Source organism: Streptomyces sp. L500 (assembly GCF_054551825.1).
The window spans coordinates 1-12458 of the sequence record NZ_JBTOLC010000055.1 but is presented as its reverse complement, the minus strand read 5'-3'; the positions used below and the strand labels follow the sequence as shown (position 1 = coordinate 12458).

7 protein-coding genes are annotated in these 12458 nt (G+C 67.9%); 5 read left to right on the top strand and 2 right to left on the bottom strand.

Going from position 1 to position 12458, the window contains the following annotated elements; all coding sequences use genetic code 11:
* The first annotated feature begins 4 nt into the window (after nucleotides 1-4).
* The 3 genes from ACX9I7_RS29270 to ACX9I7_RS29260 all read left to right on the top strand — a co-directional run bounded on the left by ACX9I7_RS29270 (nucleotide 5) and on the right by ACX9I7_RS29260 (nucleotide 5290).
* On the top strand, nucleotides 5-1612 hold the full coding sequence (locus ACX9I7_RS29270) for a S1 family peptidase (protein ID WP_459389023.1): 1608 nt from the start codon (nucleotides 5-7) through the stop codon (nucleotides 1610-1612).
* Between the two features lie 47 nt (nucleotides 1613-1659).
* Nucleotides 1660-3219, top strand: coding sequence for an FG-GAP-like repeat-containing protein (locus ACX9I7_RS29265; RefSeq protein WP_459389022.1), 1560 nt, complete (start codon nucleotides 1660-1662; stop codon nucleotides 3217-3219).
* 85 nt (nucleotides 3220-3304) lie between these two features.
* Complete coding sequence (locus tag ACX9I7_RS29260) at nucleotides 3305-5290, top strand: FG-GAP-like repeat-containing protein (protein WP_459389021.1); 1986 nt, start codon at nucleotides 3305-3307, stop codon at nucleotides 5288-5290.
* A gap of 82 nt (nucleotides 5291-5372) precedes the next feature.
* On the opposite strand, the gene ACX9I7_RS29255 is transcribed toward ACX9I7_RS29260, so the two are convergent.
* Together ACX9I7_RS29255 and ACX9I7_RS29250 are read right to left on the bottom strand one after the other, a co-directional pair.
* Nucleotides 5373-5873 carry a hypothetical protein gene (locus ACX9I7_RS29255; RefSeq protein WP_459389020.1) on the bottom strand — a complete coding sequence of 167 codons (501 nt, stop codon included), beginning with the start codon at nucleotides 5871-5873 and terminating at the stop codon, nucleotides 5373-5375.
* A 94-nt stretch (nucleotides 5874-5967) separates the two neighbouring features.
* Complete coding sequence (locus tag ACX9I7_RS29250; protein ID WP_459389019.1) at nucleotides 5968-9492, bottom strand: ALF repeat-containing protein; 3525 nt, start codon at nucleotides 9490-9492, stop codon at nucleotides 5968-5970.
* A 485-nt stretch (nucleotides 9493-9977) separates the two neighbouring features.
* Here ACX9I7_RS29250 and ACX9I7_RS29245 point away from each other — a divergent pair, with 485 nt between their 5' ends.
* Nucleotides 9978-10469, top strand: a complete 492-nt coding sequence (locus ACX9I7_RS29245; protein ID WP_358239738.1) for a hypothetical protein — start codon at nucleotides 9978-9980, stop codon at nucleotides 10467-10469.
* A gap of 52 nt (nucleotides 10470-10521) precedes the next feature.
* On the top strand, nucleotides 10522-12435 hold the full coding sequence (locus ACX9I7_RS29240; RefSeq protein ID WP_459389018.1) for an FG-GAP-like repeat-containing protein: 1914 nt from the start codon (nucleotides 10522-10524) through the stop codon (nucleotides 12433-12435).
* Nucleotides 12436-12458: the final 23 nt, after the last annotated feature.

Sequence of the window (12458 nt, the reverse complement as noted above, 5' to 3'; positions counted from 1 at the left end):
CAACATGTCTGGCAAAGGTCCGCGCGTCGCGTGGATAGCAGGGCTCATCGCCGGTTCCGTGGCGACCGGTGCCTTCACGGCCGTTCCCGCGCAGGCCGTCGTCGGTGACGCGGCCAAGGACGGACAGTACGTCTCCACAGCGAAGCTCGACATCGGCGGGAAGCATTCCTGCACCGGCACGCTGGTGGAGAGCCAGTGGGTGCTCACCGCCGCGAGCTGCTTCGCGGACGACCCCTCGCAGGGCTTCCGCATCACCGCCGGCGCGCCCAAGCAGCGGACCACCGTGACCGTCGGCCGCACCGACCTCACGGCGACGGGCGGCGCCACCGTCGACGCCGTCGAGCTCGTGCCCCGTGGCGACCGCGACCTGGTCATGGTGAAGCTCGCCAGGCCCGTCACCGGTGTCGCCCCGGCCCCCCTGGGCACCGCCGCGCCCCGGCAGGGCGAGGACCTGCGGGTCGCCGGGTTCGGCCGCACCAAGGACGAGTGGGCCCCCACCCGCCTGAACACCGCCGCCTTCGGCGCCGGCTCCGTCGCCGCCACCACCGTCGACCTCGCCGCCAAGGCCCCCGCCGACGCCGCCCTCTGCAAGGGCGACATGGGCGGCCCGGTCCTCCGCGAGACCAACGGCACCGCCGAGCTCGTCGCCGTCGCCACCGCCTCCTGGCAGAACGGCTGCTGGGGCACCGACGGCACCCAGACCCGCACCGGCGCCGTCGCCACCCGCGTCGACGACCTCTCCGACTGGGTCCAGCAGACGTACGCCCGCACGCTGCTGGGGCGGCGCGGCTGGGGCGACGCGGTGCACCTGGCGTCGGGCTACTTCACCAGTGAGCCCACCGGCAAGCGCCGCATGGACCTGTTCGTCGCGTGGAAGGACGGCTCCGCCAGCCTCTTCCAGGGCGCCGACTACAACGACCCGAAGTACCCCTTCACCCGTGAGATCCAGCTCGAGGGCGCGGGCAGTTACTGGAAGTACGCCGTCGCCGTGACGGCCGGCCGTTATGCCGACAGCGGCACCGACGGCCTGACCGTCCGATGGAACAACGGCAAGCTCTCCACCTACACCCACGTCGACGAGAAGGGCTTCCACGAGGAGAAGACCCTCGCCGAGCCCGGCTCCTGGTGGTCCCACGCCCGCCTGATCACCTCCGGCCGCTTCAGCCCCAACGCCCTGCGCGACGACCTCATCGTCCTCTGGGAGGACGGCTCCACGTCCATGTACACCGACACCGGTGTCAACGGCGTGAAGAAGGAGACCCAGCTCACGCTGAAGGACGACGGGTTCAAGAACGCCGTCCAGATCAACGCCGGCGAGTTCACGGGCGGCAAGACCGCCGACCTGATGATCCGCTGGAGCGACGGCCAGACGCAGATCTTCCCCGGCGGCGACACCAAGAACGACCGCACCCGCATCCAGGTCACCCCGGTCGGCTACCACTGGACCCACGCCGCCCAGATCACCGTCGGCAACTTCACCAAGCCCGGTGGTCAGCTCAACGACATCCTGGTCCGCTGGGACACCACCGACCTCAGCTACTACCCCGGTGTCGAGCCCGGCGCCATCCCCTCCACCAGGGGCCCGTACGGCGAGGTCCAGCTCGTCGGCTGAGGACCCCGTACCTTCCGTACCCCTACAGGGCAGTTTCAGGAGCACTGTTGTCTCAGATATCCCGGAAGCGTTCACGCACCGCGTGGACGACCGCCGCCCTCGCCACCGCCGTCGCCGCCGGCGCCCTGACCGCCGCCGCCCCGGCGAGCGCCGTCGTCGGTGACGCCGCCAAGGACGGGCAGTACGCGTTCACCGCGAAGCTCGACATCGGCGGCGGCAAGCGCGCCTGCACGGGTGCGCTGGTCGACCCGATCTGGGTGCTCACCGCCGCGTCCTGCTTCGCCGACGCGAGCGGCAACGTCACCCCCGGCGTGCCCGCGCTGAAGGCGACGGTCACCGTCGGCCGTACCGACCTCGGCAGCACGGGCGGCACCGTGACCGAGGCCGCCGAGGTCGTCCCCCGCACCGACCGTGACCTGGTCGCGGTCCGGCTCGCCAAGCCGGTCGCCGGCGTCACGCCCGTCCAGGTGTCGACCGCCCAGCCGCGGCAGGGCGAGGACCTGCGCGTCACCGGCTACGGCCGCACCAAGGACGAGTGGTCCCCCACCCGCCTGAACACCGCCGTCTTCGGCGCCGACGCCGTGGACGCCAAGACCGTCGGCCTCGCCCCCAAGGCCGCCGCCGACGCCTCGCTCTGCCAGGGCGACATGGGCGGCCCGGTCTTCCGCGAGGCGAACGGCGCGGTCGAGCTCGCCGGCGTCGCCACCGGCTCCTGGAAGAAGGGCTGCTGGGGCGGCGACGACACCGAGACCCGCACCGGCGCCGTCGCCACCCGCGTCGACGACGTCAACAGCTGGGTCCAGCAGCTGCGCCTGTTCAACAAGCTCGACCAGTTCACCGGCGTCATGACCTCCGGCGACTTCAACGGCGACGGCCGCGCGGACGTCGCCGCCGTGCTCAGGGACGGCTCGCTGGTGGCCTACTACGCGGGCCCCGACGGAACCCTCGAGTACGGTCGCGACCTCTGGTACGACAAGACCTGGGACGGCAAGCAGCAGATCATCGCCGGTGACTTCAACGGCGACGGCCTGACCGACATCGCCGCCGTCGCCCCCGACGGCAACCTCCACCTCTACGCGGGGAAGCCCGACGGCAAGCTCGCCTCCGCCAAGAAGATGTGGACCGACACCTCCTGGGGCAAGATGACCGCCATCGCCCGCTACCGGGGTGACGGCTGGCAGCGCGACGGCCTCATCGCCCAGTGGGACGACGGCTCGCTGTTCGCGTACCCGTCCGGGGCCGACGGCGTGCTGACCGGCAAGAAGACGGAGATGTGGCGCGACAAGTCCTGGACCAAGAACTTCATCGTCACCGGTGACTTCAACGGCGACGGCCACGACGACATCGTCGCGGGCTCCAAGGACGGCGGCCTCGCCCTCTACGCCGGCAACGGCAAGGGCTCGTTCGACGGCGCCCGTTCCATGTGGCGCGACAAGTCCTGGGGCACCATGCAGAACGTCCTCGCCGGCGACTTCGACGGCGACGGCAAGCCCGACCTGCTCGCCCGCTGGGCCCGCACGATCGTCGGCCCCGGCAAGGTCTACCTCTACGCGGGTGACGGCAAGGGCGCGCTGGCGGACGCGCGCTCGGCGTGGCCGCGTTCGTAAAATGTCCTGAATAGGCGTTGAGATGGAGGGCATCGGCACCGAGTGCCGATGCCCTCCATCTGTTGGCGGTAAGGAGTCGGGACGGATGAGACACCCCATGTCGTCGGGCGGCAGGTACGTGGGAGCGGCCGCGGCGGCCCTCCTCATCTGCGGAACGCTCGTGGCACACCCTGCGGCAGCCGCACCGCCCCCGGCCTGGACCCGGACGTGGGGCACCGCGCTGACCACCGCCGCACCCGCCGACGAGTCCGGCGTGGCCGGCCGGCAGACCCTGCGCATGGTGGTGCACACGAGCGTCGGGGGCGGTACGGCGAGGATCCAGCTGAGCAACACGTTCAGCCAGGAGCCGGTGACGATCGGGCACGCCACCCTCGCCCGCCAGTCGAGCGGCTCGTCCGCCACCGACAGGCCGGTGACGCTCACGTTCGGGGGCAGCCGGGAGGTGGTGCTGGCACCCGGACAGAGTGTGTACAGCGACGCGGCGTCCTTCCCGGTGAGGGCTGACGAGGACCTCCTGGTCAGCGTCCACCTGCCGAACCCGGTGAAGGCGGCGCCGTACCACCCCGATGCCTGGACCACCTCATACATATCGGCGCCAGGGGACACAACAGACCACGCCGACGAGCCGACGGGCGCGAACTTCCGCTCGGAATACACGCACTGGGCGTTCCTCAGCGGCCTCGACGTGACGGCCGACAGCGGCGTGGGAACGGTCGTCGCGATCGGCGACTCCCAGACGGACGTGGCGGCGACGACACGGTCCTCGAACCGCCGCTGGACGGACGCCTACGCCCGCGCCCTCCGCGCCCAGGGCCGCCCGATGGGCGTGGCGAACGCAGGTATTTCGGCGAACCGCGTCCTCTCGCGCGGCACCCGCGCCGCGTACGGCGAAAGCGCTCTCGAGCGCTTCGACCGCGACGTCCTCTCCGTGCCGAACGTGAAGTCCGTCGTCTTCTACGAGGGCATCAACGACATCACCAACGGAGCGAAGGCGACGGACCTCATCGCCGGCATCCGCCGGCTCGCCGACCGCTCCCGTGCGGCGGGCCTCCCCTTCACAGCGGCCACGATCCCGCCCTTCAAGGGCAACTGGAACTTCACCGCGGAAAAGGAAGCGGAGCGCCAACAAGTCAACGCGTACCTCCGCACCACCCGTGACATCGACGCGTACGTCGATTTCGACGCGGCCACCCGCGACCCGCTCGACCCGGCCCGCCTCTTCACGGCCTATCGCGCCGACGAGGACAAGCTCCACTTCACCGACAACGGCACCCAGGTCCTCGCCGACACCCTCGCGGGCCCGGTCCCTCCGGTCCCGTTCACCCCGAACTTCTCACAAATGGCGGCGGCCGACTTCACGGGCGACGGCATGGCGGACTTCATCGCCCGCGACAGGAACGCCAACCTCTACATGTGGAAGGGCCTGGGCGACGGCACCTTCACCCGCCCCGACCTGGCCCACCCGATGACCGACGACTGGCACTTCACAGAGACGAAGGCGGCCGACTTCACGGGCGACGGAAAAGCCGACCTGATCGCCAAGGGCCCGGACGGCAACCTCTACCTGTGGCCGGGCCGAGGAAACGGCACCTTCGAGCCCCGCCGGGTCATCCGTACCGCCTGGAACTACACCCAAACCACCGCCGCCGACTTCACCGGCGACGGCGTGGCCGACCTCATCGCCCACGACGCCAAGGGCAACCTCTACCGCTGGACGGGCCAAAAGGGCGGCACCCTCAGCGAGCCGACCCGACTGTCGGGCGACTGGAACTACACCGAAACCACGGCAGGCGACTTCACCGCCGACGGCAAACCGGACCTGATAGCAAAGGACCCCGTCGGCAACCTCCACCTCTGGAAGGGCGACGGCGACGGCACCTTCACCCGCCCCGACCTTTCCAAGCCCCTGACGGGCGGCTGGCACTACTCGGAAACGACGGCCGGCACCTTCTACGGCGGCGGCACGGCCCATCTCCTCGCCCGCGACGACGAGTCGGGCGTCCTGCGGGAGTGGGTGAACAGGGGCGGCGCGGACTTCAGCAGGCCAATGCGGCTGACGGACGGGTGGTAGGCGGGAACGCCCCCGTCAGGAAATGAGAAAGCCTTCCGGCCCTGTGGGGCCGGAAGGCTTTCTCATGCGTCATAGCAAGGAGTCAGGATCCGCCGACGAACGTCGCCTGCATGTATACCGTCTCCTTCACACCGCTCGGGTCCACCAGGACCTTGAACAGGCTTCCGTTCGAGGTGTGGAAACCGCGGTAGGGGTTGTACTGCCTGCTGCGGTCGAATTTCCATCCGAAGCGCTGGGCGTCCTCCTCCAAGAAGTAGGAGTCCCGCCTCGGGTCAGCCCCTGCGGACGGCCAGGTGAACGGCTTTTCTACGTCGATTACACCGTACTTCTTCAGAAAGGTGTCAACACATGCCTTAGGAGCCCGAAAACTCAAGCTCAAAGCCTCGTCTGGGTAGTGTGACGACCCTGCGAATCCCACATTCTCGATTTCACAGGAAGGAAGCTGAAGATCGAACCTCTTCAGAACATTTTCCAGACTCTGCCCAGAAGGGCTGCCCGGGTAGGCTCTCTTGTCCTGCTCCTCGGACGAACACCCGGAAAGCGAGTACATACAGAGAGCGGAGACGACCAGGGCAGCAGCCACTTGACGGGTGCGCCTGGCTCTGTCCCGAAACTTGGTGGGCCGCGCCCTCATCACATACTCCCTCACAGCTGATTTCCGTCGCGAACAACCGATCCTACCGGCGACCAGTCACGTCCACCCGGTTCTTCATGCTGCCCTGGACCGTATAGTCCCGGGCGTACCCCTGGCTGGGCGCCCGGGCGAGATCCTTGACTGTCACCGGGATGTGGTAGATGTCGATCGGCGGCTTGTCGATGTCGAAGTTGTACTCCTTTTTGAGGTCGAGCCGGTAATCCCCGGACATCTTGACCTCACCGGAGCCACCCACCGTTGCGGTCAGGTTCCCACTCACCCGATACTGGATGGAATGGAGAGCAAAAATGTGGTCCTTTGATCCCGGGTGCTGAAATGTAAACCCGAGCCACTTACTGTCGAGATTTACTTGACAAGTGGTACCCGCAGGGCCTGTACACTTCGACGCCGCATCGTTCGCGTAGCTCTGCATCTTCGTATTGATGTCGCTCTGCCAGGTGGGGTTGTTGTACAGATCCCGCATCTGGTCCGCATCGAAGTAGTAGGGATCGCCGGAACGCTTCTCCCAGTGAGTGATCAAATCACAGGACATGTCACCTGTGTAGCAGGCGAACACATGAGCAGCGGCCATGGTCCTGAGCATCGGGTCACCCTGCGGACCATAGACGAACGCGCGCACAAGCTTTTCGGTCATGCTGGGCTCGTGGTACGGAGGATGCTTCTTCTCGTTGTCCTGGTCACTCTTGTACGGATGGCCATCCGGATCAGTGACGTCGACCCGCTTGTCGCCGGAAGATCCGGCCTTCGACGCGGCCTTCATCTGGTCGATCCACTTCTTGATGGCCGTGTCACGCGCCTCGTCCGCCGCCTTGGACGCTGCCTCGGCGTCCTTACCCGCGGCCACGGCGGAGCTGTGTGCCTGCGCAGCCGACTCGTAGGCCTCACTGGCGTACGCGGCGGCCTTGCTGGCCGAATACTCGGCCCAGGCCGCAGACTGACTGGCTTCGTTCGCCGAGGCGTCGGCGGAGTTCGCCGCACTGCGCGCCTGCCTGGCCGACTCGGCAGCTCTGGCGGCCGACGCATCGGCCTGATTGGCCGACTCCTGGGCCCGGTCGGCATAGCCCTGGGCCTCCTTGGCGGATGCCGCCGCCTTGTCCGCCCATCGCTTCGCTTCGTCAGCCGCGCCTCGTGCGATGAACGCCGCCCGAGCGGCCTGGGCGGCGTTCTGCCGGGCCAGGGCGGCTGAGCGCTTTGCTTGGGCGACGAGCTGCTGCATCGCGGCGACGTGGACCGCCGTCTCATAGTCCTGCTTGGCGGCTCTGTACTGACCGACTGCCACGAACTCGTGCAGCAGGGACGGCGGCCCTGACAGCGCCACATCGGCGGCGGCCTTCATGTGCGCCCCGCCCGAGCCCTTGAGCCTGGCGGCGGCGACGCGGTCATCCTCCTCCCGGGCCGAGTACTGGCCCGACCGCAGGAATGCCTCGAGTGCCGTAGGCGTCCCGGCATCCAGCGCGGCACTTCCTGCGGCCTTCACCGCACGGTCGCCCGCACCCATGATCTGAGCGACCGCGACGCTGTAGTCCTCGGCCTGGGCGGCGTACTGACCGTTGCGCAAGAACTCGTCGATGTCCTTCGCGGAACCGGCGAGAGCGGTTTCCGCCGCCTTGCGCAGGCCCGGCTTGTCCGAATCGGTGAGGTGAAGCACTCGGGAGCGGTCGTCCTGCTCCATGGCGATCTGCCGACCCGAGCGCAACCAGCTCTGGATGTCCGCGTCGGTCCCGGACAGTGCCGCCGTCGCGGCCTGCTTGGTCCACGGACCACCGATGTCCACCAGCCGCAGAGCCGCCTTGCGCGCCATGATGACCGACGACTTCGCGTCCGTGCCCGGCTTGGCCGCATCCGTGAGGAGCTTCTGCGTGTCTCCGTCGATCCGGGCCGATTCGGCCTGGCCCTCGGCTGCCTTGGCTTGCTGCGCTTCGTAATCCTGACGCATCTTCTCGGCCCGGACAACGCCCTTGACCCTATCGGCCTCAAGCATCGCGGCTTCTGTCTTGCGCGCGGTCTGCTCGACGTTGCTCGCCTTGTCGGCGGCCTCCGCCGCCTTGTCGGCAGCGGCCGTCGCGGCATCAGAATGCTGAGTCGCCTTGGCCGCGTCCTTCGCGGCCTGCCCGGCGTGCGCAGCGGCCTCGTCGGCGGCCACGGCGGCCTTGCGGGCATGCTCCGCCGCGTCGCTCGCGGCCCTGTGGGCCTCACGAGCCGCAGCAGCGGCTTCGCCGGCCAGTGCCTCGGCCGAATTCGCTGCGGCGTTGGCGGCGTTGGCCGCCCGCCGGGCACGGTCAGCCGCCGCGCGCGACCGCGCGGCCTCGGCACCGGCGGCCTCGGAAAGGCTCCCTGCCTCGGCAGCCGCTTCTGCCGCGTCGGCCGCGTTCGCCCCCGCGCTGGCGGCCGCCCTTGCGGCGACGACGGCGTCGTTCATCGCCGACACCGCTGCCGTGAGGTAAACGAGCGCGTCGGTGGTCTTCTTGACCACGTCACGTGCTTCCTCTGCCGCCTGACGTGCTGCCGCAGCCTGACCAGCATCCGCCGCCGCAGCGTTGGCGGACTGGTAGGCACGCGACGCCGCCTGCCCGGCCGCTGCCGCCAAGGATGCCGCGGCCTGGGCCGCGGTCGCTGCCACACGGGCAGCCGAGTGGGCCTCATTGGCGGCTTCGATCGCTGTCTCCGCCGCAGCCGCCGCGTCATTGGCGGCATCCGCCGCCCGGCCAGCCGCGCTGGCCGCCCGGTCCGCAGAGTTCTTGGCCGCCTTGGTCTCGGCAGCGGCACGCAGTGCCGCAGCCTTGGCTTCCTTGGCCGCGGCAACCGCGCGAGCGGAGAATTCCTTCGCCGCCTGCGTCTCCTGCTCGGCCTTCTTCCCTGCGGCCGAGGCAGCGTCCACCAGCTGGCTGAGCGTCATCCGCTCCTGGTCACGGGCGCGGGCGAGGAACACTCCCGACTGAAGGAACTCCTCGATGTCCTGCGGAGTGCCATTGAGCGCGTCGCTACCGGCCTTCTTGACCTGAGGGCCACCGGTGGCGATGAGAGTCGATACCTGGACCTCGTTGTCCTCTTCCTGAGCCTTGTAGCGGCCGTCCAGGACAAAGTCCTTCAGAGCATCGATGGTGTTCGTGTTCAGCGCTTTCTGGCCGGCGGCCTTGACGGCTGTGCCACCCGCACCCATGAGGGTCGCGACGCTGACCCGGAGGTCTTCCTCCCAGGGGGCCTTCCAGCCGGTCTCCACGAACTTCCGGAGGTCCTCGGGACTGCCGTCCAGAGCCTTCTGTGCGGCGTCCCGGACCCCCCTGCCGCTGCCTCCCATCAGCCGGGCGACCTCAACACGGTCATCCTCTTCCTGAACGCTCTTCAAACCGCTGTTCAGGAAGTCCTTCACCTGCTCGTCCGAGCCGAGCAGGGCCATCTCGGCGGCGGCCTTCGTGGCCTTCCCCCCATTGCACCACAGCTCCAGGACCTTGGCTCGGTCACTTGTCGCCCGGGTCGCGGGGTCGGCCATGGCCGGAGCCGCCCCCATGACCGATGCGGTCAGCGTCCCCGTCGCGAGCGCGAGCACTGTGGATATCACACCCAGTGAGCGTGCTCTCGCTGCACGCGGTGACGGTCTTCTCTTGTTGATCATATCCCCTCAAAACACTTCGCGGGTATGGTGAGAACCCGCTGTATCGCGGCTCTTGCCCCGACACGCGCCTGATCGTATGCGAGTGGCCGCATACGATCGGCCATCGGATGCATTCCCCCGTCCACCCAGAAATGATCACGGGGTTGCAAAACCGACCATGTCCTACCGGACGTCGTGCCAGAAGACACCTGATGCCTGACAGAGCTTCACCCCGTTTTCAGGACATCCGGTAGCGGGTGATATCAATAGGGCGCCGGTCCGAGCGCAGGGGGCAGTTGATGCGCCATGAGGCCTGGCATAGGTGACTGGGGGTCCGACCAACCCACCCGGTTCCTTGCCGGACGGGCACACCCACGCGTGCATACACCGCGTGCGTGTTTTCTTCATTGCTTTTCTCACAAGGTCAAGGAACCGTACCGATGAGGCTGTTCTCCCGTCTGTTCACCGCTGGCACCGTTGTCGCCGTCACCGCGCTGACCGGCTCCACCGCGGCCATGGCCGTCGACACCCCGCCCTCCGGCGTCGAGGAGTTCGACTACCCGCAGGCTGACAAGATCTTCAAGGAGCGTGGCATCAAGCTGAAGCGCGGCGACGGCCACATCGTGCTGGTCGCGTGTGACAGCCGACCCGGTCTGATCGAGGTCCGGGCCCGGGGAATGAAGGAAATCGACAAGGTCGGAGCTGGCAGGTTCTGCTTCCGTGTCACCGGCACTTCCGGCTACCTGAGCCTGGAGCTGCCGAGTGTCTACCTGGCGAAGGGCAACGACAGCTACAAGACCGACGTCAACATGGTCACGGACAACCAGGAGAAGTCCTTCACGCTGGAGAAGGACAACTGGACTTCCGTGGGCGAGCCCGTGGACCCGGAGCACCGTCCGTTCACACTGCTCGAGATCGTCGCGAAGAAGTGACGTGGCAGTTCCACCCCGTCCCTGCTCGCACCATCACGTCATAAGGAATTTCATGTCCGGCAAGGGCTCGCGCATCGTCTGGATAGCAGGCGTTATCGCGACCTCCGTCGCGGCCGGTTTCGCCACCGCCGGCCCGGCTGTCGCCGTGGTGGGCGACGAGGCCAAAGACGGCCAGTACGCCTTCACCGCCAAGCTCGACATCGGCGACGGCAAGCGCAGCTGCACCGGCGCACTGGTGGAGAACCAGTGGGTGCTCACCGCCGCCAGCTGCTTCGCCGACGACCCCTCCCAGGGCTTCCGCATCACCGGCGGCGCCCCCAAGATGCCGACCAAGGTGACCGTTGGCCGCACCGACCTCACCCATAATGACGGCACCGTCGTCGAGGCCATCGAGCTCGTCCCGCGCGGCGACCGCGACCTCGTCATGGTCAAGTTGAAGACCCCCGTGTCCGGCGTCAAGCCTGTCGAGCTCACGAAGTACGCGCCCAGGACAGGCGACGACCTGCGCATAGCGGGTTACGGCCGCACCAAGGACGAGTGGGCACCCGAGCGCCTGCACACCGCTGCCTTCGGCGTCAGCAGTGTCTCCGGAGCCACCCTTGACCTGACCGGCAAGACCGCCGACGCCGCCCTCTGCAAGGGCGACACCGGATCCCCCGCCTTCCGTGAGAAGAACGGCAGTGCCGAGCTGGCCGCCATCAACACCAACTTCTGGCAAGGCGGCTGCTTCGGCACCGACGAGGCCGAGACCCGCAAGGGCATCAGCAGCATCCGCGTCGACGATGTCGCCGACTGGGTGCTCCAAGTCAGCTCGCTGCCCAAGCGATTCGCGACCGCCAGCGGCGACTTCGACGGTGATGGCAAGGCCGACCTGGCCATGCTCACCGACTACGGCCAGACGGCCGACGGCCGCTCCCGCGCGGCTCTGTGGATCTACACCGCCAACGGTGACGGTTACCGCAGTCCGCGCTCCGTCTGGGACAGCGGCACGGACAGCTGGCGCTGGGAAGCCAGCAAGCTGACCACGGGTGACTTCAACGGCGACGGCAAGACCGACCTCGCCGTCCTCTACAACTACGGTCTGGACGGCAACCGGATGCGGTCGAGCCTGTTCACGTTCACCAACCAGGGGGATCACTTCGACTCCCACCGGAAGGTCTGGGACAGCGCGGCGAGCACCTGGAAGAGCTGGAACTGGAACGCCAGCAAGCTGACCTCCGGCGACTTCAACGGCGACGGCAAGACCGACCTCGCCGTCCTCTACAACTACGGCAAGGGCGCGGACGGCCTCAATGGGAGCGCGCTGCTGACGTTCACCAGCAACGGGAACGGCGTCGACGAACCGCGCAAGGTCTGGGACAGCTCCACCAGCGTCTGGAAGAGCTGGAGCTGGGATGCCAGCAAGCTAGCGTCCGGTGACTTCAACGGCGACGGCAAGACCGACCTCGCCGTCCTCTACGGCTACGACAAGCTCGACGGCCGCAACCGCACGGCGCTCTATTTCACGGCCAACGACAACAACGGCTTCAACGAGCCGCGCAAGGCCTGGGACAGCTCCACCTGGAAGGACGGCAAGGACAGCTGGAGCTGGGATGCCAGCAAGCTGACCACTGGTGACTTCAACGGTGACGGCAAGACCGACCTCGCCGTCCTCTACGGCTACGACAAGCTCGACGGCCGCAACCGCACCGGCCTGTGGGTCTTCGACGGTAGCAAGGACGGTTTCGGTGAGCCCCGCAAGGTCTGGGACACCGCAACGTGGATGAACGGCAAGGAGAGCTGGAACTGGGCATCCAGTGAGCCCGTCGCCGGTGACTTCAATGGCGATGGCAAGGCCGACCTGACCATCACCTACGACTACGGCCTGAACAAGGCCGGACGCGCTCAGATCGGCTTGTGGGCGTTCGCGAGCAAGGGCGGCACATTCGCAGACCCACGTCGTGTCTGGGACAACGGGCTGGACTGAAGGATCCGAATCCAGCCCTTCGA